The organism is Pseudomonas sp. NFR09 (assembly GCF_900111535.1).
GTDB classification, from domain to species: Bacteria; Pseudomonadota; Gammaproteobacteria; order Pseudomonadales; family Pseudomonadaceae; genus Aquipseudomonas; species Aquipseudomonas extremorientalis.
On record NZ_FOIH01000003.1, the window covers coordinates 307853 to 331432 of the forward strand.

Below are 23580 nucleotides of genomic sequence, written 5' to 3' on the forward strand. Positions count from 1 at the left end.
ATTTTTTGTGCCGGGAGGCTCATCAATTGTCGGGGTGTTCCCGCGCGACTGAATCGGCAGCATCCACGTCAGACATATCCTCTTCAAGCGGTGCCTCGTCGTCTGGCAGGAGCGGGATATTATCCTCGTCATGCCTTGGATCATGCCCGGTCTCGTTGTCTGTGCCGCGGGTCACGTCCTGTTGTGAAATATTCCCTGGGGCGTTTTCATTGATGTCCATACGGGTTCTCCATTTGTAGGCTCGGGTTATCCGCGCTTATTGTTCAGAGACGGCACGGCGTCTGGAGTGCCCGGCATTAGACGAATGGCGAAATATAAAACCAGGGTCAAACCGGTGGTTGCGGGATAACGCGCCAGAGGTGTCTATGCTGAAGCGACACGCCGCCCCTCTGTCATCAACCCTATCGGAGACCCGACATGAATCCAAACGCCACAGCCCTTGTCCTGATCGAGTTCCAGAACGACTTCACCACGCCAGGGGGCGTGTTTCATGACGCCGTCAAAGACGTCATGCAGCAGTCCGACATGCTGGCCAACACCGCAACCACGGTGCAACAGGCACGCAAGTCGGGCGTAAGGATCATTCACCTGCCAATCCAGTTCGCCGATGGCTATCCCGAACTGACCACGCGTGACTATGGGATTCTCAAAGGCGTTGCCGACGGCAGCGCGTTTCGCACAGGCAGTTGGGGAGCCGAAATCACCGATGCGATTCCCCGTGAAACCAGCGACATCCTCGTGGAGGGCAAGCGCGGGCTGGACGGGTTTGCAACCACGGGACTGGACTTGGTGCTGCGCAACAACGGCATCCACAACCTGGTAGTGGCAGGGTTCCTGACCAACTGCTGTGTCGAGGGCACCGTGCGCTCAGGCTATGAAAAAGGCTACAACGTCGTGACCCTGACCGATTGCACGGCGACATTCACCGAAGAACAGCAAAAGGCTGCCGAGAACTTCACCCTGCCGATGTTTTCCCAGGCGTTACGGCATACCGAGTTCCTGGACGCATTGAGCGCCAAGTAGAAAAAAGGGGCGACTGATCAATCAGTTGCCCCTTTTGCTTGATGCCCGTTATTGCGCTCAACCGTTCAGCGTCAACCCCGGATAAGCCTGAACCGGCACCTTGTGGCGCTGCGGTTGCTGGCGTGCAAGCTGCGCCCGGACCTGCGCGACCGCATCCAACACGCGTTGCGCCCACTGCTCGTCTTCCGGGTCGACGACCACCACGCGAAAACCATGGTCGACACCTTCAAGCTGCACACCCTCGGAGTCATCGACGTGCAGGTCGATGTCGAAGGCCGGTGGGAATTTCGACGGTGTGCTCGTCAGCCCACGCTCGGTGAGAGCCTGGTTGTGTCGCACGCTGTTGACGACGCCGTCCACATGAATGCCGTACAGCAGCAACCAACGACGGATGTAGGACGGCGTACGACCCGACGAGGTGTAGACCCACACACTGCAGCCCTGGCGGCGCAGCTCGCGGGTCAGGGACCGGGTGCCGCTGCGCAGCGGCTCACCCAGCCAACGGTGCACACACGCCGGCAAGCGGCTGTGTTCGGTCGCGCTGTGGTGCAGCTGGCAGGCCAGCGTGTCATCGATATCGAATGAGATACGGACGCGTTGACGCTTGAACACCTGCTTGATTGTGTCGAGCACGGGGTACCTTCCCATCATTGATTTCCCTGATACACAGGCACAGGTGTGTCGCTCAGGAAAAACTCCATTGGATCAGGGGCCTTGTCTTCCAGGAACGCGGCATATTTTTTCTTGATCTTCGGCAATTCGTACAAAGCCATGACGCCATGCTTGGCGGAGTTACGTATGACCGAGGACGGGTTGAAATAGCCCTCGGCGTTGTCCAGCGTCAGCACGAACGGTGGCAACCCCTCGCGCATCAACAGGTAGCTGACGATCAGCGAGCCACTGCGGTGGTTGCCTTCAATGAACAACTGCGGCTTGCTGAGCACTCGCACATACACCCCGGCGGCCCGCTTCCACACCGACTCGCTGTGGTGCTTGCAGTACCAGTTGTACAAGTCCTTGATGCCACCTTCGACATTATTGAAAAAGTGCACTTCGGTGGCCGCCAGGTGCTGGGCGTATTCACGCCGGCGTCCCGGGTCTGTGCCGCACAGCACGGTGGCGTTGACCTCCAGCATCAGGTTCAACTGCTGAAGGTCGAACAGATCCACACCGCGCGCAACATAGTCGTCAATCAAGGCGTAGCCTTCAAGCACATTCTGCAGCACTTCGTCCGTCAGGGGGTCGCGTGGCTCGGTAAAGTCCCGGCTGAGCTGGGCAAAACGGCTCTGCACTTTACGCAGGGCGCGTTCGATGGCGAGCAAATCAAGACGACGTGTTGCAGTCATTGGCAATCCTGAAAACGATGAATGGCGGGTCAGCTGAACTTGCCGCTGATGTAGTCCCCGGTCATTTGTTCGCGCGGGTTTTCGAAGATCTGCGTGGTCGCGCCCATTTCCACCAGGTAACCGGTACGGGTGCCCTGGGAGATGTCCACCGAGAAAAACGCAGTGGTATCGGCCACACGAATCGCCTGCTGCATGTTGTGGGTGACCAGCGCGATGGTGTAGTCCTTTTTCAACTCGACCATCAGTTCTTCGACACGGCGTGTGGCGATGGGGTCGAGTGCCGAGCACGGTTCGTCCAGCAACAGCACTTCCGGCTCGGTGGCGATGGCGCGGGCGATGCACAGGCGTTGCTGCTGGCCGCCGGACAGCGAGAGGCCGCTGACCTTGAGCTTGTCCTTGACCTCATCCCACAGCGCAGCGCCTTGCAGGGCGTGTTTGACGCGGTCGCCGAGGTCGCCTTTGTAGCGGTTCAGGCGCAGGCCAAAGGCCACATTGTCGAAAATGCTCATCGAAAACGGGTTCGGCTGCTGGAACACCATGCCGATGTAACGGCGCACGACTACCGGGTCAACGCCCTTGCCGTACACGTCCTGGCCGAGGAAGTGCACGTGGCCTTCGAAACGGAAGCCCTTCACCAGGTCGTTCATGCGGTTGAGACTACGCAGCACCGTGGATTTGCCGCAGCCGGACGGGCCGATGAAGCCGGTGATCTTGTTTTTCTCGATCGGCACATGGCTGTCACGCACCGCCATGAAATTGCCGTAGAAAATCTTGTCCAGCTTGCAGTCCATGACCACAGGCGACTGGGTGATAAACGGAGCGGCTACTTGCGCAGTTGACATGTTCAAAATTCAGATGCTCCCGTTCTTAGTACTTGGGCTTGCCGAAAATACGGCTCACGATATTCACGACCAGCACGATCATCACCAGCACCAACGAAGCCGCCCAGGCAAGTTCGAGCTGGTTGTCGAACGGCATGCCGGAGAAGTTGTAAATCAGCACGGCCAGGGACGCCGTCGGATTCATCACTGCCAGGCTGCCGTCGTGGTAGATCCAGTAGTTGCTGAACAGCGCGGTGAACAACAGCGGTGCGGTTTCGCCGGCGGCGCGGGCCACGGCGAGCATGACGCCCGTGAGGATCGCGGGCATGCCGGTGGGCAAGACGATTTTCCAGATCACCTGCGAGCGGGTGCAGCCCATGCCGTAGGCGGCGTCCTTCATGATCTTGGGCACCATTTTCATCGACTCTTCAGCCGTGAGTACCACGATCGGCAGCATCAGCACGGCCAGCGCCACGCCACCGGCCGGGGCCGAGTATGTGCCGGTAGTCATCACCACCAGAGCGTAGGCGAACACACCGGCCAGGATCGATGGCAAGCCGGTCAGCATTTTGGCGGCAAAGCGCGAGGCGTTTGCCAGCTTGCTGTCCGGCCCCAGTTCCGCGAGGAAAATCGCCGCCAGGATGCCGACCGGCACCGCGATGGCGGCGGCAATACCGACCATCACGAAGGTGCCGGCCATGGCATTGCCAAAACCGCCGCCAGTCTCGAAACCGGTAGGTGGCAATTCGGTGAACACTTCCAGGCTCAGGCGCGCACCGCCACGGGTGATCAGCATGTAGAGCACGGAAATCAGCGGCACGCTGGCCAGCAGCGCGCCGAACCACACCAGGGTGGTCAGCACCAGACTGCGCAGGGCCCGGCCTTCGAACCGGCGCTGCAGGCTCGGCATCGCCGTCATAGGCGTAGAAAGGTCAGTCATTATTTAGTCCCCCGCTGGGCGTAGACCATGATCATCGAACCGATGATGTTCACCAGCAGCGTGATGAACATCAGCACCAGTGCGGCGTACATCAACACTTCGATCTCGTTGGGGCCGGCTTCGGGGAAGTTCAGCGCCAACAGGGCCGCCAGGGTGTTGGCCGGCGCAAACAGCGACAGCGAAATGTTGTTGGCGTTACCGACCAGCATGGCCAGCGCCATGGTTTCACCCAGGGCACGACCCAGGCCGAGCACCAGGGAACCGAAAATACCGGTCGCAGCGGACGGCACCATCACCTTGAGAATCGCTTCCCAGTGGGTAGTGCCCATGCCGTAGGCCGCTTGCTTGGTTTTCATAGGCACTGCGGTGAGGGCGTCCTGGGAAACGGCGGCGATGGTCGGCAGGATCATGATCGCCAGCACCAATGCAGCCGGTAACAGGCCAGGCCCGCTGAGGGACGTGCCGAAAAAAGGAATCCAGCCGAGTTCGCTGTTGAGCCACGCAGTGAGCGGGCGGATGGCCGGGATAACCACATAAATGCCCCACAGGCCGTAGACCACGCTGGGGATGGCGGCGAGCAATTCGACGATGGTGCGAAACACCGCTGCCAGTTTTGCCGGCAGGAAATCCTGGGTGAGAAAAATCGCCATGCTGACACCGAAAAAACCCGCGATCAGCAACGCAATAAGGGCGCTGTAAAGCGTGCCCCAAATAGCTGGCAGAATGCCGTACTTGCCTTGGTTAACGTCCCAGACACTGCCGAACAGCACGTCGAAACCGTGCTTTTCCATGCCGGGAAGTGCCTTGCGCCCTACTTCGAAGACCAGCGCGAACACCAGCGCCAGCACCAACACCACGCCTATGCGTGCAAGCGCACGGAAGGTACGGTCAACCAGGAAATCCTTCGTAGAGGGTGGCTGGCACGCAGAATCCGGGTTGACCGGTACGACAAAGGGTTTGTTCATTGGTTGATTCCGGAACAAGGGGGGATCGCTCCCGACATGGCTGACGGCCCATGCCGGGAGTGGCGTGGCGAGCCTTACTGGATGTTGGCGGAAGCTTTGCGCACTTGATCGACAACCGATTCAGGCAGCGGGATGTAGCCCATCGAGTCGGCGATTTTCTGGCCTTCGGTCAGGCTGTACTCGACCATTTCACGCATGGCCTTGGCCTTGGCCGGGTTGCCGTTATCCTTGCGGAAGATCATCCAGGTGTAAGAGGTGATCGGGTAGGACTTGGCGCCATCCGGATCCGGCAGCCAGGCCACCAGGCTTTCCGGCATCTTCACCGCAGCCAGGGCTTCGGCACCGCTTTCGGCGTTGGGCACAACGTACTTGCCAGCCTTGTTCTGCAACTGGGCGAAGTCAACCTTGGCCAGTTTGGCGAAGCCGTATTCGATGTAACCGATGGCACCCGGGGTCTGGCGCACGGTGGCGGTCACGCCGTCGTTCTTCGGCGATTTGATGAACTTGTCACTGGCAGGCCAGTTGACGGTGTTGCCTTCGCCCAGGTCTTTCTGGAACTCAGGGTTGATCGCTGCCAAGTGCTTGGTGAATACCGCAGTGGTGCCGCTGGAGTCTGCACGCACGACCACAGTGATCGGCAGATCCGGCAGTTTCAGGCCTGGGTTGGCGGCAGCGATCTTCGGATCGTTCCACTTGGTGATCTTGCCCAGGAAGATGTTGGAGTAGACGTCGCGCGGCAACTTGAGCTCTTTAGGATTGCCCGGCAAGTTGAACGCCAGCACGATTTCACCCGCCGTCATCGGCAGCAGTTGCACGCCTTCGGCCACCTTGGCGATGTCTTCGTCTTTCATGGCCGAGTCGCTGGCGGCGAAATCGACGGTTTTATTCAGGAAGTCCTGTACACCCGCACCGCTACCCTTGGACTGGTAGTCAACGGTGACGCCCTCGCTCTTCTTGCTGAAATCCTTGAACCAGGTGAGGTAGATCGGCGCTGGGAAACTCGCACCGGAACCGGTCAGGCGGATGCTCTCGGCAGCAAACACCGAGGTGGCACTGAGAGAAACCGCAACGGCGAGTGCAGCAGACTTCATCAGACGTTTCATTCAGGAAAATCCTTGTGAATTACGGGCTGGGGAACTCTGCAACAATCTTGTTACGGTTTTATGAATGTGGAATGGCAAAACGCCTGGTTGTCCCCCTCTCCCGCCGCAATCCGGCAGTTTGACGTCATTGGTTCGTAACAAATTGAGACTAAGACGTTGCCACGGTCCACGTCCTCGATCGAAGGCGCCCTGCCCGCGCCGAATGACCGCGAACAGACCCAGTGGTACTTCCGGCGCTATGTCTCACACCCGCCAGCCGCCGGAGCTGATCGTGTCGCAGCTCTCCTGAATCAGCTCGCTCCCGCCATTACACGGGCGAGTTGCTCACCACCCGCAGCGCCAAGCCCTCATAGGCATCCAGCGTAATCGTAAACTCGCCCTGCGCCGTCAAGTCACCCTCGACCCGCTCATTGATGATGTCCACCACCATGCCCGCGCCAATATCCGGTAAATGCAGGATTTCGGTGATGGGCGTGGCACCGAAGTTCAACGCGGTGATTTGGATGCCTTTGCCGGCGGGCAACTCGTGGACCATCACCAGCAGCCCTGGGTTTTCCACTTCCGGCACCTGGATCTGGCGGCTGGCGGCGATGTCGTAGGCACGGCGCACCGCGAGGATTTTTTGCAGCTGCGAGGCAAACGACTCGGGGTCCTGCAATTGGCTATTGAGGCTGCCATACAGGCTTTTCGAGCGCGGCATCTGGCCTGCGGACAATTCGGCGTCCGGGTTCAAATCCACCAGGTCATAAGCACCGCGATGAATCCAGCGCGTATCGCCGTCCTGCATCAAGTGTTCGACCTCTTCGGCCGCCAGCGGCAGCGCACCCACCAGGTCCCAGCCCGACAAGGCAAACACCCCCGGCTGCATGGCGTTGTACATCACCAGCAGCAAATGGATCTGGCGAATCTGCTGGATATCCGCTTGGGTGATGGCGTCCAGGTCTCGGATCCCCAATGCCGCCGTGATGATGCTGGCGGTGGTGCAGGACACACCGTTGGTGACGAACTTGAGGTTGTACGGTGCCTGTTCGCCCGTCAATCGCTCATACATCTGCTCACGGATATGCTCGCGCAGGATATTCCCGGGAAAGGTCTGGCCCTGGTACAGGAAAGTGTCATGGGCATGCAGCGTCCAGAAGTGCACCAGTTCCAGGGTCAGTTCATCGTGGTTCTGCAACGCGTGGATCAGTGAGCCGGGGTCGATGCCCTGGCGGTGCATTTCGCGCAGCATCAGGCGCAGAAACTCGGCATCGCCCATCAGCAACGCGTGCTGGTAAGCGGGACGGGTGATGAAGTCATAGGACAGGTCGGCACCGCCATGGGACATGGACGCGATGTCATCCACGGTGAGGTTCAGCTCCTGGAAACTGAAACCGCCCGCCTTGCGAATCGCCCCGCCCAGCAACTGGTTGCCGGTGATCGACAGCGGATGGCTTTCGGACCAGGCCGTACCGTCCAGCGTGCGCTCCACGCCGAGGAAACCGTTGGCGTCCAGGCGCAGGATCTTCGCGCCCATCACATCGATGGCATGCAAAGCGTCGCCGATGATCATCTGCTGTGCGGCAAAGGTCGGGTCCAGCCAGTTCAGCGATGGCTGGCCTTCCTTGAAGTAATGCAGGTACACCCAGCGACGCGGCTTGCCATCCACGCCCAGCACCACGTCCGTGGCGCTCCAGTCGGTTTCCTTGACGCCGGGCTCGAAGAAGATCACCCGCTGCAACTGGCCGACGATGTAGTGTTTGTCGCGCAAGGCATCGACCTGCACCGGGCTGAGGTTCTGTGCATCGCGCCCTTCGGCAATGTCGGGCAGCAACGACCAGTCTTCTTCGCGGATTTCCACCATGTGGTACAGGCCGGGGTAGTCCTCGTACGCCATCTCGGCCAGGCGGAAGTCCGCACCCTTGCCGGTGTGGGACGGGATCACATCGTCGATGATCACCGCATTGTGCGCCGCCGCCATGCGTGTCAACGCCTGCAACTGCGCCTCGGTGCCCAGCTGCGGGTCGATCTCGAAACTGATGCGGTCGAAGTTGCCGTCGATGGTCGGCGTGTGCTGCATGCCATTCAGGCCACCGGACTTCTTCAACGGGCCGTTATGGATGCCCTGGATGCCAATCTTCGACAGCGCATGCCACAGCGCCTCATCCCCCAGCGCCTCCAGCACCGTGCCGCCTTCGCGGGTCACAATTGACGCCGGGTACGCCGTAAACCATACCGACGACAACGCCGAAGCGTCCCGAGGCCGGGTCTGCGCGTAAGGCTGCTGCCACAACCGGCCCTGGCCCGAATAGAGCTTGGCGCGCTGGCGGGCCGCGTGCAGCATCGATTGGTCCACCAGCCAGTTCACATGGTTGTTTTCAGCCGCAGTCATAAGTCGGATACCTGTCGTCGTGCAAAGGTTACTCGTAAGCATAGGAGCCACAACCGGAGGCATTCGTTGCATTGCAATGTGGCCGACTACGCCAACTGACGATACTGCCTCGGGGTAAACCCCGTAGACGCCTTGAATTGGCGGGTAAACGCGCTGTGGTCGGTGTACCCGCACTGCAGCGCCACTTCGGTAATCGGCAGGTCGCCGTGCAATAACCGATGGGCGTGTTCCAGCCGCACTTTCTGGATCATCTGCCGGGGGGTGAGGTGGAACACGCGCTTGCAATAACGCTCCAGCTGCGCCACGGAAATCCCGGCGATGCGCGTCAACTCACCGAGGGTGACGCGGCGGTTGAAGTGCGTGCGGATATGCGCGTCCACGGCGGCCAGGCGTTGGTAGGCGGGGTGACTTTCGCTGGCGGTTTGCAGGTCGACCGAGATGCCGGCCAGGCCGATGATCGCGCCCATGTGGTTGTACAGCGGCCACTTGTGGGTCAGGCACCAGCCGGGTTCACGGGTGCCATACAGGTGCAGTTCGAGCTGGTCTTCCAGCACAAAGCCCTGTTCCAGCACGCGCCGGTCCTGCTCGGTGTAACCCGGCCCCAGTTGTGCGGGGAACACTTGTGCGCTGGTCTTGCCCAGCAGCGGTTGCAGCTGCTTGAGGCCGCAGCGGTGCACCAGGGTGCGGTTGGCGAGGACGTAGCGGGCCTGGGTGTCCTTGATGAAAATTGCCGCATTGGGGATCACATCCAGCATCGGCAGGAGCTGCACCACGCCGGCCAGGAGCTGCTCGATGCTGTGGGGCCGATGCGCCTCATTCCCTTGGCACAGGGCCGCAAACGCAGTCTGCAACATGACTTTCCATCCCCGTTGAGTGCCTCGACGCACGCAGATTGCCCGATGCCCGGCGCCCTGTCGAGCCACGAAAACTGTGCCGATTTCGTCATCGATGTCGGCAAAAAACATCAATCGCGCCGCCGCCTGTGAGTTCACTGTATGGCCACTGCATGCCTATCCAATAACTCACAAGAAGGCGACGCTATGTCAGGTCAAGGCAAGTTCAAGAAACAACTTTCATTGATGGACCTCACTTTTATCGGGCTGGGGGCCATCTTCGGTTCGGGTTGGTTGTTCGCAGCCAGTCATGTGTCGGCCATTGCCGGCCCGGCAGGGATCATCTCCTGGCTCATTGGCGGGTTCGCGGTGTTGCTGCTGGGCATTGTGTACTGCGAGTTGGGCGCCGCACTCCCCCGCGCCGGTGGCGTGGTGCGCTATCCCGTCTACTCCCATGGCCCGTTGCTGGGCTACCTGATGGGCTTTATCACGCTGATCGCGTTTTCCAGCCTGGTCGCCATCGAAGTGGTCGCCTCGCGCCAATACGCGGCGGCCTGGTTTCCCGAGCTGACCAAGGTCGGTTCCAGCGACCCGACCACCCTCGGTTGGCTGGTGCAGTTCGCCCTGCTCTGTGTTTTTTTCGCGCTCAATTACCGCAGTGTGAAAACCTTCGCCATCGCCAATAACCTGGTCAGCGTGTTCAAGTTCATCGTGCCGTTGCTGGTGATCGGTGTGCTGTTCACCTTCTTCAAACCGGCGAACTTTCAGGTGCAGGGCTTCGCGCCGTTCGGCCTGTCCGGGATCGAGATGGCGGTGTCGGCCGGCGGGGTGATTTTTGCCTACCTGGGGCTGACTCCGATCATCTCGGTGGCCAGTGAAGTAAAAAACCCGCAGCGCACGATTCCGATTGCGTTGATTCTTTCGGTGTTGCTGTCGACTGCCATCTACGTGCTGCTGCAAACCGCATTCCTCGGTGGCGTACCCACGCAGATGCTCGCCAACGGCTGGGCCGGGATCAGCAAGGAACTGGCGCTGCCTTACCGGGATATCGCCCTGGCACTGGGCGTGGGCTGGCTGGCCTACCTGGTGGTGGCGGATGCGGTGATCTCCCCCAGCGGCTGCGGCAACATCTACATGAACGCCACGCCGCGGGTGGTGTATGGCTGGGCGCAGACCGGCACGTTCTTCAAGATTTTCACGCGCATCGATGAGAAGTCCGGCATTCCGCGTCCGGCGCTGTGGCTGACGTTTGGCTTGTCGGTGTTCTGGACCCTGCCATTCCCGTCCTGGGAAGCGTTGATCAATGTGGTGTCCGCCGCGTTGATCCTCAGCTACGCGGTGGCCCCGGTGACCGTCGCCGCACTGCGCCGTAACGCACCGCAGGTGGCGCGGCCGTTCCGGGTCAAGGGCATGGCCGTGCTCGGTCCGCTGTCGTTCATCATCGCCGCGCTGATCGTGTACTGGTCCGGCTGGGGCACGGTGTCCTGGCTGCTCGGCCTGCAAATCCTGATGTTCGTGGTGTACCTGCTGTGCGCGCGCTGGGTACCGACCGCGCACCTCAACCTCAAGCAACAGGTGCGCTCGTCTGCCTGGCTGATCGGCTTCTACGCAGTGACCATCCTGCTGTCCAAGCTCGGCAGTTTTGGTGGCATCGGTGCGATCGGCCATCCGCTCGACACCATTGTGGTCGCGGCTTGCGCACTCGGCATTTACTACTGGGGCGCCGCCACTGGCGTGCCAGCTCACTTGGTTCGGCTGGAACATGAAGCCGATGAAAGCGAAGCGGTTGACGAGCCTCGCGCCCCGCTGATGCCCGCGACCTACTGATTCAGGAGCGTTTTATGAAGCGACTGCATGTGATCGACTCCCACACCGGCGGCGAACCGACGCGGCTGGTCATGAGCGGTTTTCCGGCGCTGGAGGGCGTCACGATTGCCGATCAGCTGCACCACCTGCGCACCGAGCACGACCAATGGCGCCGCGCCTGCATCCTGGAGCCACGTGGCAATGATGTGCTGGTCGGTGCGCTGTACTGCGCGCCGGTCACGCCGGGCGCCATCTGCGGAGTGATCTTCTTCAACAACGCTGGCTACCTGGGCATGTGTGGCCACGGCACCATTGGCCTGGTCGCGTCCCTGCATCACTTGGGTCGCATCGCGCCAGGCGTGCACACGATCGATACCCCCGTCGGGCCGGTCGCGGCTACCCTGCATGAAGACGGCGCGGTGACCTTGCGCAATGTTCCTGCCTACCGCTATCGCGAGCAGATCGCAGTGCTCGTGCCCGGTCACGGCATAGTCCATGGCGATATCGCCTGGGGCGGCAACTGGTTTTTCCTGGTGTCGGAGCATGGCCAGCGCCTGCAGATGGACAACGTCGACGCCCTCACCGACTACACCTGGGCAATGCTCAAGGCCCTTGAAGACCAGGGCATCCACGGCGCCGACGGTGCACTGATCGACCACATCGAACTGTTCGCCGACGACGACCACGCCGACAGCCGCAATTTCGTGATGTGCCCCGGCAAAGCCTACGACCGCTCGCCCTGCGGCACCGGCACCAGCGCCAAGCTGGCCTGCCTGGCCGCCGATGAAAAACTCGCGCCCGGCGAAACCTGGGTGCAAGCCAGCATTACCGGCAGCCAATTCGAAGGTCGCTACGAATGGGACGGCGAACGCGTGCGCCCCTTCATCACCGGCCGTGCCCACATGACCGCCGACAGCACCTTGCTGATCGACCCGCAAGACCCTTTTGCCTGGGGCATCTGAGCCCTCCCCCGACTGGAAACTGGAGTGATATAAATGAGCGACAACATCTTCACCGGCTGCATCCCTGCCCTGATGACCCCGTGCACCGCCGAACGCAAGCCGGACTTCGACGCCCTGGTCGCCAAGGGCCGCGAGCTGATCGATATCGGCATGAGCGCCGTGGTGTACTGCGGCTCCATGGGTGACTGGCCGTTGCTCACCGAAGCCGAACGCCAGGAAGGCGTGGCACGGCTGGTGGCGGCCGGTGTGCCGACCATCGTCGGCACCGGCGCGGTGAACAGCCGTGAAGCCGTGGCCCATGCGGCCCACGCCGCCAAGGTCGGTGCCCATGGCTTGATGGTGATTCCGCGTGTGCTGTCCCGGGGTGCCTCCGCCACCGCACAAAAGGCGCACTTCTCGGCGATCCTCAAGGCCGCGCCCAACCTGCCGGCGGTGATCTACAACAGCCCCTACTACGGCTTCGCGACCCGCGCCGAGCTGTTCTTCGAACTGCGCCGCGAGCACCCGAATCTGATCGGTTTCAAGGAATTCGGCGGCGGTGCCGACCTGCGCTACGCCGCCGAACACATCACCTCCCAGGACGACAACGTGACCCTCATGGTGGGTGTCGACACCCAGGTGGTGCACGGTTTCGTCAACTGCAATGCCACCGGCGCCATCACCGGCATCGGCAACGCGCTGCCTCGGGAAGTGCTGCAACTGGTGGCCCTGAGTAAAAAAGCTGCCAAGGGCGATGCCAAGGCCCGTCGCCAGGCGCGTGAGCTGGAGGCCGCGCTGGCGGTGCTGTCGTCCTTCGACGAGGGCTGCGACCTGGTGCTGTATTACAAGCACTTGATGGTGTTGAACGGTGACCAAGGCTATGCCCTGCACTTCAACGAAACCGACGCCCTCAGCGATGCCCAGCGTCGTTACGCAGAGCATCAGTACGCCCTGTTCCGCCAGTGGTACGCCAACTGGTCGGCGGAACAGAACGTCGCCTGACCCTTCGCGCGCCGCTGCGACGCTCGCAGCGGCCAACCTTCTTTTATCCAGGAAATCCCCATGACTCTGACGGGCAAGATGCTGATCGGTCAGCACGCCACTGCCGGCAATCGCGAAGCAATCCAGGCGATCAACCCCGCCACCGATACCGCCTTGGAACCGGCCTACCTCGGCGGCAACGGCGAGCATGTCGCGCAGGCCTGCGCCTTGGCGTGGGCGGCATTGGATGTCTATCGCGAAACCTCTTTGGAAGTGCGCGCCACGTTCCTTGAGACCATCGCCGCGCACATCGAGGCCCTGGGCGATGAGTTGATCGACCGCGCCGTCGCCGAAACCGGCCTGCCTCGCCCCCGCATCCAGGGCGAACGAGGGCGCACCTGCGGGCAACTGTGCACCTTCGCCCGCACCGTGCGTGCCGGGGAATGGCTGGATGTGCGGGTCGATCACGCACAACCGCAACGCCAACCCCTGCCTCGCCCAGACCTGCGCCAACGCCATATCGCGGTGGGCCCGGTCGCGGTGTTTGGCGCCAGCAACTTTCCACTGGCATTTTCCGTGGCCGGCGGGGACACCGCCTCTGCGCTGGCTGCCGGTTGCCCGGTCGTCGTCAAGGCCCACGGCGCGCACCCGGGCACCAGTGAACTGGTGGGGCGTGCGGTGGCGCAGGCGGTCAAGGCGTGCGGTCTGCCGGAAGGTGTGTTTTCACTGTTGTACGGTTCGGGCCGTGAGGTGGGCATTGCGTTGGTGACCGACCCGCGCATCAAGGCCGTCGGGTTTACCGGCTCGCGCAGCGGTGGCCTTGCGTTGATCCAGGCAGCGCAGGCACGGCCGGAGCCGATTCCGGTCTACGCAGAGATGAGTTCGATCAACCCGGTGTACCTGTTTCCAGCAGCGTTGGCAGCCAGGGCTGAAGCATTGGCCCAGGGTTTTGTGGCGTCGTTGACCCAGGGTGCGGGGCAGTTCTGCACCAACCCAGGGTTAGTGATTGCAGTACAAGGGCCTGCCCTGGATCGCTTCATCAGTGCCGCCAGTGGGTTACTGCCGAACTGTGCGGCGCAAACAATGCTGACACCCGGCATCGCCAGTGCCTACACGTCAGGCATAGACACACTGACGGGACACGCCGAGGTTGTCGCACAGGGTTCGGCGACTGAAGGTCCCAACCAGGGCCAGGCCCACCTGTTCGTGACCCAGGCAACTGCGTTCTTGAGCAACGAACACCTGCAAGCCGAAGTCTTCGGTGCGGCTTCATTGGTTGTGGTGTGCGCGAATAACGAAGAAGTGCGCCGGGTATCCGAACATCTGGAAGGCCAACTCACCGCCACGCTGCACATGGATGACGACGATGTGCCAAGCGCGAGGGCCCTGCTGCCGGTGCTGGAGCGCAAGGCTGGCCGCCTGCTGGTCAATGGCTGGCCGACTGGCGTTGAGGTGTGTGACGCCATGGTCCACGGCGGCCCCTTCCCCGCCACCTCGGATCCGCGCAGCACCTCGGTGGGCACGGCGGCCATCCAGCGGTTCTTGCGCCCCGTGTGCTATCAGGACTTCCCCGACGCGTTGTTGCCGGATGCGCTCCAACAGGGCAATCCGTTGCGGCTGCGGCGTTTGCTTGATGGCCAGAGAGAGGCATAGGCCATGTCCGATCCCGATATCGTCGTAGTCGGCGCCGGCATTATCGGCGTCGCCTGCGCCCTGCAACTGGCGCGTCAGGGCCGGCACGTGGTGGTGGTCGATCAACAGGAACCCGGTATGGGCGCGTCCTATGGCAACGCCGGGCACCTGGCGACCGAACAGGTGTTCCCGATTGCCGACGTGTCGATCCTCAAGCGCTTGCCCGGCATGCTGCTGGACCCCATGGGCCCGCTGCGCCTGGATTGGAAATACCTGCCGCGCGCCGTGCCCTGGTTTGTGCGGCTGCTGTTGAACCTGCGTCCGGCGCGCTATCAGCGTACCGTCGCGGGTATTCGTGCGCTTAACGAAGGCAGCCTGGGCGCCTGGCAGCGCCTGCTGCACAGCATCGGACGTGCGCACCTGCTGCGTGAAGACGGGTCATTGTTGGTGTACGAACGAGCGGACTCACGCGACGCGCTCCGGGCCTTGCAGCAGCGCATGCAAGCGCAGCAGGTGCCCGTGACGTTCTGGACCGCCGATGCCATACGCCAGGCTGCGCCGCAGTTGAGCGAGCACATCCAGGGCGGGTTGTTTTTTCCGGGCACCGGGCACTTCCTCGACCCGTTCCAGGTGGTGTGCGAACTGGTCGAGGCCGCCAAGGCCAGTGGTGTGCAGTTCCTCAAGCGCCAGGTACTGGATGGGCGGCTTGACCAACACGGCGTCTCCCTCACCACCGCTCAGGGCCCCCTGAGCGCACGCCAGGTGCTGATTGCCTGCGGCGCCCACTCAGCCAGATTGACCGCTGCCCTGACCGGCAAAAAAGTCCCGCTGGACACGGAACGCGGCTATCACCTGATGCTGCCCCACGAGCCGCATCGCCTGCCGTTTGCCGTCACTTCCCTGGAACGAAAATTCATCATGACCCCCATGACCGACGGCCTGCGCCTGGCCGGTACAGTGGAATTCGCCGGTCTTGACCGCCCGGCGAATATGCAGCGTGCCTGGCAGTTGCATCGGTTGAGCAAGGGGTTGTTTCGGAATGACCTCAGCGCAGAGGGTGCGACACCGTGGATGGGGTTTCGGCCGTCGCTGCCGGACTCGTTGCCGGTGATTGACCGGGTGTGTGACGGGAAGGTGCTGCTTGCGTTCGGGCACCAGCATCTGGGGTTGACGCAGGCGGCGGTGACGGCGGAGATGATTGGGGAGTTGGCGAGCAAGGGTCAAACTCCGTTATTCACGCCTTATCGTCTGGACCGATTCTGACCAACGCGTTTTTTGCGGTGAGTTGCCTGGTGTGGCGAGCGGGCTTGCCCCGCGTTGGGCTGCGCAGCGGCCCCAATAGAAAACACCGCGGCCTGTCAGACAGCACGCGGTGTTCGTTTTTAGGGCTGCTGCGCAGCCCAACGCGGGGCAAGCCCGCTCGCCACAGCTAGTCCACTGGTCACACAAGCGGGGGGGCTTAATCATGGGGTTTGAGCAGCCGTGCTGTAGAGTGCATCAGCCATTTCCTCAATTTCATCACGCATACAAAGCTTGTCCAGCCAAACCGTCGGGATGCCTTGCACGCCGTAATATGCACCCGCCAACTGACCAACGATGGCGGCAGTAGTGTCAGCGTCGTCACCCAGGTTCGCGGCAGCCAACACCGCGTCGGCGAAGCTGTCAGTATGTTTTACGCACCACAGCGCCGCCTCCAATGACGCCACGGCGTAACCGGAACCCGTTATCTGCGCACGGGTCTTGTTGCAATACTCCCCCTGGGCAATCGCTACGACCTTGGACGCAGAAAGGCCCGCGCAAGAGATATTCAACAGGTGCACCTTTGTTGCTCCACTCAACGCGATACCGATGGCTCTCGCCAACACCACGCAACACTCGATTGCCTCTTGGGCTCCGTGAGTCGTACGGGAGCTTTCTCGGGAAAAGTCATCAACGCTTTGCAGGTTTGGAAAGTAAAACAGCACCAGCGGCGCGAGGCGCATCATCGAACCGTTGCCTGCGGAAAAAGGCTCTGTTGAACCTGCAAACGGATCACCTTGCGACTCAAACGCCGTGAGCGCCGTGCGCACGGTCATGCCTATATCAAAGCAGTCACCGGTAGAGCTCAGGTAGCCCCACTTCCACCAGTTCAGGTATCGCCCCATCTGGTCAGCGGCATCAAAACCACCTTTACGCAACAAGCTTTCTGCAAGGCACAACGCCATCGAGGTGTCGTCTGTCCATTGGCCCGCTTTCAGGTTGAACGGTCCTCCTCCAACCATGTCAGTGACCGGTGTGAATGTGCCGCGAGGCATGAATTCAACAGTGGTACCCACTGCGTCGCCACAGGCCAAGCCCAGCAGGCTGCCGCGGTAACGATCCAAAAGCGTGAGAGACATTTGTCATCCTTGAAAGAGAGTGAGTCAGTCAGCACTTTACTTGACCAACCGCTTCTCCTTCGAGGGGCGATATCCGAAGTACGAGCTATAGCACTTGCTGAAATGGCTCGGCGACACGAACCCACATGCCACCAGCACCTCCACCTGCGACAACTCGGTGTGCTGCAACAGCCGCCGCGCCTCGGTCACGCGCAGTTCCATGTAGTACCGCTGCGGGGTGGTGCCCAGTTGTTCCTTGAACAAGCGCTCCAACTGGCGCCGCGAGCGGCCGGCGTAGACCGCCAGTTGGTCCAGCTCCAAAGGTTCTTCGAGGTTGGCGTCCATCAGTTTCACCACTTCACGCAACGGCGCACTGACGCTGACGTTTTCGGTGGGTTTGATGCGGCGGTAGCGGGACTCTTCGAAGGCCAGGATGTCTTCGATGCCTTCAACGAGTGCCTTGTCATGCAGGCCCTTGATCCAGTCCAGCGCCATATGGAAGGCCCCGGACGGGCTGGAAGCGGTGAGGCGGTCGCGGTCGATCACGTAGGGTTCGCTGGTGACGTGGGTCGCCTTGGAGACTTCCGCCAGCGCCGGACGGTGTTCGGGGTGGATGGCGCAGCGATAGCCTTGCAGCAGGCCGGCACGGCCGAGGAACCAGGCGCCGTTCCACAGCCCCGCAAGGCTGATGCCCTGTTCGGCGGCGGTGTGCAGCAGCTGGATGAAGGCTTCGCCAGCCTTGAGTTCGGTACGGAAACCGCCACAGATCACCAGCAGGTCCAAGTCGTGCAATGCTCCGGCATCCAGGCGCGCATCGGGGCGTATCACCAGGCCCAGGTCGCTGATGACTTCGCCATCGTCACAGCCGAAGGTGCGTGAGGCGAACAGGTCGGGGCGCAGCAGGTTGGCGGTAACGAAGGTGTCGAGGGTCTGGGTGAACGCCGGCAGGGAGAAATGTTCAAGCAACAGGAAGCCGACGCGGGTGACCGACGCCGGCTGTTGGGTTTCGTTGAGGTAGCGCAGGTTCTTGCCTTTCATGCCACCGCTGAATTGACGTCTTTGCATCGAGGGTTGGCCCACTCTTATTGTTGAGGTCTTTGAAAAACCGGCCATTAAGGGCGAACACTGTAGCTGTGGCGAGCGGGCTTGTCCCGCGTTGGGTTGCGAAGCGAGCCTGGATTGAGGAATGCGCTGAGTCAGGCACTCTTTGGCCGCTGGTTTTGGGGCTGTTTCACAGCCCAACGTGGGACAAGCCCGCTCGCCACAGCGTACTTATCGTTTGATGTCCGGCGCTGATCCTGAAACAGCCACACGCGCTGAAAGCCCCCGGCTGAACAGCGGCAAGCGCATCTGATACGGTTTTTTCTTTGCTATCTGCGTCTGTATCGAAACGCCGTCTGGGCGGACAATGGCCCCATCCCCACTCCCTTCCCTTCGGAGGCCTTATGACCAAGATGGCACTTTTCCTGTTCGGCTTTTTGGTACTGACCATCGGCATCGGCCTGCTCGCGACCATCTCGCCGGTCTGACGCTCAGCCGGCAAACAGCATCGGGTACAGCGACAGCACCAGCAACCCGGCCATCGTCCAGTTGAACAGGCGCAACCAGCGCGGCTCACGCAGCACATTGCGCAAGCCGCTGCCACATCCGACCCATACACACACACTGGGCAGGTTGACCACGGCGAACACCAGCGCGATCACCAGCACATTGGTGACGTAACCTTCGGCCGGCGTGTAGGTGGTGATTGCGCCCAGCGCCATGATCCAGGCCTTGGGGTTCACCCACTGGAACGCCGCCGCGCCGAGGAAAGTCATGGGTTTGCCCTGTTCATCAGGGCTGTCGGACATGCCGCCCGCCGTCGCGATCTTCCACGCCAGGTACAGCAAGTACGCAGCCCCCACGTAGCGCAACACCGTGTAGGCCCACGGGAACACCTTGAACACTTCGCCCAGCCCCAGCCCCACCGAAATCACCAGCAGCATGAACCCGATGCTGATCCCCAATGCATGGGGCATCGAGCGGCGAAAGCCGAAGTTCACCCCCGAGGCGAGCAGCATGGTGTTATTGGGCCCGGGCGTGATCGAGGACACGAAGGCAAACAGCACAAAGGCGGACAACAGGCTGGTAGACATGAACATGACGCGGCATCCAAACGGCAGTGGTATGCCTGCGACAGTAGAGGGTTATCGACCGCCCTGCCCCGTACAGCCATGGCGGGATTGAGGCATACACTTTTTTGCCGTGGTTTTCACAAACCTTTCACAGACAAGCGCCTAGGGTGGCCTCAGCTCCTAATGAACATCCCTTTAGCCCGCGCTCCCCACGCGGGCTTTTCTTTGCCTGGGCTATCGTGTAACCCGTTGGCAAGGGACAGTACAACGCACTGTTTTAGTTCTGCGGCCGTTGTTTGGTCGAATCCAGCTCGGCTTTTTTACCCGTGGAAATCTCGGTGATCTGCGCAGACTTGGCAATCGCGAAATCGAACGTATCTTGCATCTTCGCAATCGCGTCGGTCGACGTACCGTTCAATCCACCGTTGGCGGCCCAATCGAAGTTCCACACGCCGGAGAGGTTATCGGCGCCCGGCACATCGTGGGTTTCGATGGCAGTGAAGACGTCAGGATGACGCTCCATGTACTTGGCCGCATCGCAGACTTCGGCCGGCACCTTGCCCGAGGCGTTGTTGGCCAGTTGGGTCAGTTCCTGCTTGGTAATGGCCGACTTGCCGGTCTGGCGCATGTAGTCGGCAATCACTTTGCTGGACTTGGCGATGTTCAACTTGTCATCGAACACCGACGGTGACGCTTTAGGCGTGTTTGCCCCGCTGCCGGCGGGCGTTACGGTGGTAGACATCGGCGCTGCTCCCCTGATGGTACGAATGAAATCGTCGTGCTGACGATAGCCAGGAGCAGACGTTAGCATGGGCAATGGGCCATTAATCTGTGCTTCACAACAATTCACAAGGCCATGGTCTGCGGCTTCTGTGAAAGCCTGCCAATCCATTACCATGAACCTGTATTCATGCCGATTAATCGCCAGCCCCCGACCCGGACCCAGTCATGAGAGATCTACCGCCCACCGCCACGCTGCGAGCTTTCGAAGTAGCGACCCGGCATGCGACGTTCACATCGGCTTCAGAAGAGTTGCATGTGACCCAGAGCGCCGTCAGCCACCAACTCAAGCACCTCGAGGACCTGTGGGGCTTGCAGCTGTTCCAGCGCGGCAAGGCGTTGCGGCTGACCCCGGCCGGGGCCGCACTGGCGCCCATTGTGCGCGAGTTTTTCATGAACCTTGAGGCCACCCTGGCTGACCTGCGGGAACAAAAAGGCCGGGTTCGCCTGAAGGTCAGCACCACGTATTCGTTTGCCTTGAAATGGCTGCTGCCCAGGTTGCCCAGCCTGTCGCAGCAACATCCGGAAATCCTGATCACGCTGGAGACCAGCGACAAGGCCATCAAGTTCTCCAGCTCAGACCCGGATGTGGCCATCCGGCTGGGCAACGGCAATTATCCCGGCCTGCACTCGGAATTCATGCTCCGCGAGCAGATCTTCCCGGTGGCCAGCCCGGATCTGCTCAACCGTTTCGGCGCGCCCCACGAGCCCGCTGAGCTGCTGCGTTATCCATTGCTGACGCGCGACGGCGCAGACCTGGTGCCCAAGTGGGACGCCTGGTTCGAGCATATCGGCGTCAGCATTGCACCCCTCAAGGAAAGCGTCAGGTTCGCTGACACCAACATGACCATCGAGGCGGCGCTGCTGGGCCAAGGTATTGCGCTGGCGCGAAGCGGCCATGTTGAAGCTGAAATCAACGACGGCCGCCTGATCAGGCTGTTTGAGCTGCCGTTCGCGTCGCCGGTCGGCTACTACTTTGTCTGCCCCAAAGGGATCGAAACCCAGCCACACATCATCAGCTTTCGTAACTGGCTGTTGGCCGAGTCGATGCAGGCACAGCAAAATTATCAGTGATGCATGAACATTCACTCATGACAGGATGAAAGGACTTCGCTGTTAAACACGCCCTTGTGGTGTTTACCATGGCGCATGCCTTTACCCATCGTTCTACTCATCCTCTTCGCCGCCCTCTTGCATGCCAGCTGGAACGCATTGTTGCGTGTCGGCGCCGACCGGCTGTGGTCAATGACCATGATGTGCGTGGCGGTCGCCATCGCCAGCAGTGTAATAGCCTTGTTTCTCGCCCCTCCCGCGCCAGCCAGCTGGCCCTACGCCGTGCTGTCGGGCGTGTTGCACGTGGGCTATAACCTGTTCCTGGTGCGAAGCTACAAGGTGGGCGACCTGGGGCAGACGTACCCGATCGCCCGCGGTTCCTCGCCCATTCTGATCACGCTTTGCGCCTTGGTGTTTGCCGGTGAAACGCTCAGCACGAGCGCTCTGATCGGCATCCTGCTGGTATCCGGCGGCATTATTTCTCTGGCCTTCAGACAGCGCAGACTGGCGGTGCCCAGCCTGCCCTACGCCCTGGGCACGGGGTTTTTCATCGCGGCCTACAGCGTCACGGACGGTATTGGCGCGAGGCTGTCCGGCGCACCGATGGCCTACACCGTATGGATGTGTGCGCTCTGGGGCGTATTGATGCCCCTGGTGTACATCGGCCTGCGCGATACACGCAGCCTCTTCGCACCACGCCCCGGCGTCATCACGGCCTTGATCGGGGGGCTTGTGTCCCTCCTGGCCTACGGCATCGTCATTTACGCCATGTCCCACGCGCCGATGGGCGCCGTTTCGGCCCTGCGCGAAACCAGCGTGCTGTTCGCGGCCTTGATCGGTTATTTGTTTTTGGGCGAGTCGCTGACTGTCCGCAAAGTCCTGGCGTGCGTGGTCATTGCGACCGGCACGATGCTGATAGGCTGATCCTTAACCCCTCAAAGGAGGTCCAAGCAATGAGTACTGTGTCTTCGACACCGCTGATTCTGATTACCGGCGGCAGCCGCGGTGTCGGCGCGGCAACCGCGCGCCTTGCAGCGGCGCAAGGCTACGATGTCGCGATCAGCTACGTCAGCAACGAGGCAGCCGCGCTCGGCGTGGTGGCGGATGTGCAAGCGTTGGGGCGCCGTGCCCTGGCCATCCGCGCCGACAGTGCGGACCCTGCACAGGTCGCGCAGCTGTTCGCAGCCATTGACCAGACGTTTGGCCGTATCGATGTGCTGGTCAACAACGCCGCGATCATTGCCCTGCAGTCACGCTTTGAAGACCTCGACTTTGCCCGCATGCAGCGCATCTTCGCGATCAATGCCATCGGCCCGATGCTGTGCGCGCAACACGCGGTGAAACGCATGTCGCTGCGTCACAATGGCAAGGGTGGCAGCGTGATCAATGTGTCCTCGGCCTCCGCCCGGCTGGGCAGCCCGAACGAGTATGTCGATTACGCCGCCTCCAAGGGTGCCCTGGAGACATTCACCACCGGGCTGTCCAAGGAAGTCGCGCGCGAAGGCATACGCGTCAACTGCGTACGGCCTGGGCATATCTACACCGACATGCACGCCAGCGGCGGCGAACCGGGGCGTGTGGATCGGGTCAAGGACAGCATTCCCATGGGCCGTGGCGGCGAACCCGAAGAGGTGGCCCGCGCTATCCTGTGGCTGGCCGGTAAGGAAGCGTCGTTCATCACCGGGACCTTTCTGGACGTGACAGGCGGCAAGTAGGCGGCAACCGCCGATTAACGGGAGGCGTGCTGGTCCCGGTGCCGGGCCAGCCCTTCCAAAGTGAACCGCGCCTGCAGCAGCACCACCTCCCGCACCTGTTCCATTTCCTTCTGGTTCACTTCGCTCCACTTCAACGCCTCCAGCAGCTTGGGCTTCTGGATGCGGAACGCCAGGCCCTGGGTAAACAGCGCCATGGAATGGATCACCGTGCGCTCATCCTCAAGCGCCAGGCCGGCCACGCGTGCGATCAGTTGGCGGATGACTCGCGCAATACGCGCCTTGAAACGCTCCTCGAAAGCCATCGTTGCGCTTTGCGGGCACAACCCGGCCTGGTGGCGATCCATGAACGCACGCCAGGCCGTGGTTTGCGGGCTGTCCTGGATGGTTGAAACCACGGTGCCCAGGATGCCCAGCGAGGCGTCGATCAGCGCGTTGTCGCCGGAATCGGCATCGGCCAGCACGCTTTCCGCCGCCTCCACCGGCGGCGACATCTTGCGCCACAGCAGCGTGATCAAGTGCTCGACGCACGCCAGGTACACGCCTTCCTTGCCATCGAAGTAGTACTGGATCGCAGGTGCGTTGACGCCGGCAGCCGTGGCGATATCACGCGTGGACGCCCCATCGTAGCCACGCGCGCCGAATACCTCGACGGCCGCCTCGATAATGCGGGCGCGGGTTTCTTCGCCGCGCTGGTAACCACCCTCGGCGGCAGGTTTGTGTCGTGCCATGTGCAGCTCCCTTCGAATACCGGACCAAAATATACCAGTTGACAAAAATTCGCGAAAAAAGGAATTTATTC

23 protein-coding genes and 1 pseudogene are annotated in these 23580 nt (G+C 61.5%); 10 read left to right on the forward strand and 14 right to left on the reverse strand.

Annotated elements, in window-relative coordinates:
* Positions 1–22 precede the first annotated feature (22 nt).
* Positions 23–220 (reverse strand): hypothetical protein, encoded by a 198-nt coding sequence (locus tag BMX59_RS08835; protein ID WP_093121049.1) that lies wholly within the window; start codon positions 218–220, stop codon positions 23–25.
* A 197-nt stretch (positions 221–417) separates the two neighbouring features.
* On the opposite strand from BMX59_RS08835, the gene BMX59_RS08840 reads away from it, so the two are divergent.
* Positions 418–1023: a cysteine hydrolase family protein gene (locus tag BMX59_RS08840; RefSeq protein ID WP_093121050.1), complete on the forward strand. Its 606-nt coding sequence runs from the start codon at positions 418–420 to the stop codon at positions 1021–1023.
* Between the two features lie 57 nt (positions 1024–1080).
* On the opposite strand, the gene BMX59_RS08845 is transcribed toward BMX59_RS08840, so the two are convergent.
* The 6 genes from BMX59_RS08845 to pstS form a co-directional block, all read right to left on the reverse strand.
* On the reverse strand, positions 1081–1671 hold the full coding sequence (locus BMX59_RS08845; RefSeq protein WP_092243784.1) for a hypothetical protein: 591 nt from the start codon (positions 1669–1671) through the stop codon (positions 1081–1083).
* Positions 1671–2369, reverse strand: coding sequence for a hypothetical protein (locus BMX59_RS08850; protein WP_092243787.1), 699 nt, complete (start codon positions 2367–2369; stop codon positions 1671–1673). The genes BMX59_RS08845 and BMX59_RS08850 overlap by 1 nt, the downstream gene beginning before the upstream one ends.
* 29 nt (positions 2370–2398) lie before the next feature.
* Positions 2399–3160 carry a phosphate ABC transporter ATP-binding protein PstB gene (gene pstB / locus BMX59_RS08855; protein ID WP_217649954.1) on the reverse strand — a complete coding sequence of 254 codons (762 nt, stop codon included), beginning with the start codon at positions 3158–3160 and terminating at the stop codon, positions 2399–2401.
* 76 nt (positions 3161–3236) lie between these two features.
* On the reverse strand, positions 3237–4130 hold the full coding sequence (pstA, locus tag BMX59_RS08860) for a phosphate ABC transporter permease PstA (RefSeq protein ID WP_058427836.1): 894 nt from the start codon (positions 4128–4130) through the stop codon (positions 3237–3239).
* Positions 4130–5095, reverse strand: a complete 966-nt coding sequence (pstC, locus tag BMX59_RS08865; protein ID WP_092243790.1) for a phosphate ABC transporter permease subunit PstC — start codon at positions 5093–5095, stop codon at positions 4130–4132. Before pstC ends, pstA begins: the two co-directional genes overlap by 1 nt.
* A gap of 74 nt (positions 5096–5169) precedes the next feature.
* Positions 5170–6198: a phosphate ABC transporter substrate-binding protein PstS gene (gene pstS / locus BMX59_RS08870; RefSeq protein WP_093121051.1), complete on the reverse strand. Its 1029-nt coding sequence runs from the start codon at positions 6196–6198 to the stop codon at positions 5170–5172.
* Positions 6199–6339: 141 nt separating this feature from the next.
* On the opposite strand from pstS, the pseudogene BMX59_RS30955 reads away from it, so the two are divergent.
* Positions 6340–6462: pseudogene (locus BMX59_RS30955) on the forward strand (hypothetical protein); the annotation flags it as partial.
* Between the two features lie 43 nt (positions 6463–6505).
* Here BMX59_RS30955 and treS read toward each other — a convergent pair.
* Together treS and BMX59_RS08885 are read right to left on the reverse strand one after the other, a co-directional pair.
* Entirely contained in the window at positions 6506–8569 is a 2064-nt protein-coding gene (gene treS, locus BMX59_RS08880) for a maltose alpha-D-glucosyltransferase (protein ID WP_093121053.1), read from the reverse strand.
* A gap of 86 nt (positions 8570–8655) precedes the next feature.
* Positions 8656–9423 (reverse strand): AraC family transcriptional regulator, encoded by a 768-nt coding sequence (locus tag BMX59_RS08885; RefSeq protein WP_093121054.1) that lies wholly within the window; start codon positions 9421–9423, stop codon positions 8656–8658.
* Positions 9424–9609: 186 nt separating this feature from the next.
* Between BMX59_RS08885 and BMX59_RS08890 the strand changes: the two genes are divergently transcribed.
* Genes BMX59_RS08890 through BMX59_RS08910 form a run of 5 tightly spaced genes read left to right on the forward strand, consistent with a single transcriptional unit; the run spans position 9610 to position 16025 of the window.
* Positions 9610–11229 carry an APC family permease gene (locus BMX59_RS08890; RefSeq protein ID WP_093121055.1) on the forward strand — a complete coding sequence of 540 codons (1620 nt, stop codon included), beginning with the start codon at positions 9610–9612 and terminating at the stop codon, positions 11227–11229.
* Positions 11230–11243: 14 nt separating this feature from the next.
* The gene (locus tag BMX59_RS08895; RefSeq protein ID WP_093121056.1) at positions 11244–12170 is read left to right on the forward strand and encodes a 4-hydroxyproline epimerase; all 927 of its coding nucleotides are present in this window, start codon (positions 11244–11246) and stop codon (positions 12168–12170) included.
* Positions 12171–12203: 33 nt separating this feature from the next.
* A complete protein-coding gene (locus BMX59_RS08900) occupies positions 12204–13151 on the forward strand; it encodes a dihydrodipicolinate synthase family protein (protein WP_093121057.1) in 948 nt (315 codons plus the stop codon).
* A 60-nt stretch (positions 13152–13211) separates the two neighbouring features.
* Positions 13212–14783 carry an aldehyde dehydrogenase (NADP(+)) gene (locus BMX59_RS08905; RefSeq protein WP_093121058.1) on the forward strand — a complete coding sequence of 524 codons (1572 nt, stop codon included), beginning with the start codon at positions 13212–13214 and terminating at the stop codon, positions 14781–14783.
* Between the two features lie 3 nt (positions 14784–14786).
* A complete protein-coding gene (locus tag BMX59_RS08910; RefSeq protein WP_093121059.1) occupies positions 14787–16025 on the forward strand; it encodes an NAD(P)/FAD-dependent oxidoreductase in 1239 nt (412 codons plus the stop codon).
* 200 nt (positions 16026–16225) lie between these two features.
* Here the strand turns inward: BMX59_RS08910 and BMX59_RS08915 are convergent, their stop codons facing one another.
* The 4 genes from BMX59_RS08915 to BMX59_RS08930 form a co-directional block, all read right to left on the reverse strand.
* Positions 16226–17140 carry an ADP-ribosylglycohydrolase family protein gene (locus tag BMX59_RS08915; RefSeq protein WP_093121060.1) on the reverse strand — a complete coding sequence of 305 codons (915 nt, stop codon included), beginning with the start codon at positions 17138–17140 and terminating at the stop codon, positions 16226–16228.
* 36 nt (positions 17141–17176) lie between these two features.
* A complete protein-coding gene (locus tag BMX59_RS08920) occupies positions 17177–18184 on the reverse strand; it encodes a GlxA family transcriptional regulator (protein WP_092243822.1) in 1008 nt (335 codons plus the stop codon).
* Positions 18185–18651: 467 nt separating this feature from the next.
* Positions 18652–19260 (reverse strand): LysE family translocator, encoded by a 609-nt coding sequence (locus BMX59_RS08925; protein WP_071488196.1) that lies wholly within the window; start codon positions 19258–19260, stop codon positions 18652–18654.
* A 250-nt stretch (positions 19261–19510) separates the two neighbouring features.
* On the reverse strand, positions 19511–19975 hold the full coding sequence (locus BMX59_RS08930; protein ID WP_092243825.1) for a hypothetical protein: 465 nt from the start codon (positions 19973–19975) through the stop codon (positions 19511–19513).
* Positions 19976–20181: 206 nt separating this feature from the next.
* Here BMX59_RS08930 and gcvA point away from each other — a divergent pair, with 206 nt between their 5' ends.
* The 3 genes from gcvA to BMX59_RS08945 all read left to right on the forward strand — a co-directional run bounded on the left by gcvA (position 20182) and on the right by BMX59_RS08945 (position 22781).
* Positions 20182–21087, forward strand: a complete 906-nt coding sequence (gene gcvA / locus BMX59_RS08935; protein WP_092243828.1) for a transcriptional regulator GcvA — start codon at positions 20182–20184, stop codon at positions 21085–21087.
* A gap of 75 nt (positions 21088–21162) precedes the next feature.
* Entirely contained in the window at positions 21163–21990 is an 828-nt protein-coding gene (locus BMX59_RS08940) for a DMT family transporter (RefSeq protein WP_093121061.1), read from the forward strand.
* Positions 21991–22019: 29 nt separating this feature from the next.
* On the forward strand, positions 22020–22781 hold the full coding sequence (locus BMX59_RS08945; protein ID WP_093121062.1) for an SDR family oxidoreductase: 762 nt from the start codon (positions 22020–22022) through the stop codon (positions 22779–22781).
* A gap of 14 nt (positions 22782–22795) precedes the next feature.
* Here BMX59_RS08945 and BMX59_RS08950 read toward each other — a convergent pair whose 3' ends face one another.
* On the reverse strand, positions 22796–23509 hold the full coding sequence (locus BMX59_RS08950; RefSeq protein ID WP_093121063.1) for a CerR family C-terminal domain-containing protein: 714 nt from the start codon (positions 23507–23509) through the stop codon (positions 22796–22798).
* Positions 23510–23580 lie beyond the last annotated feature (71 nt).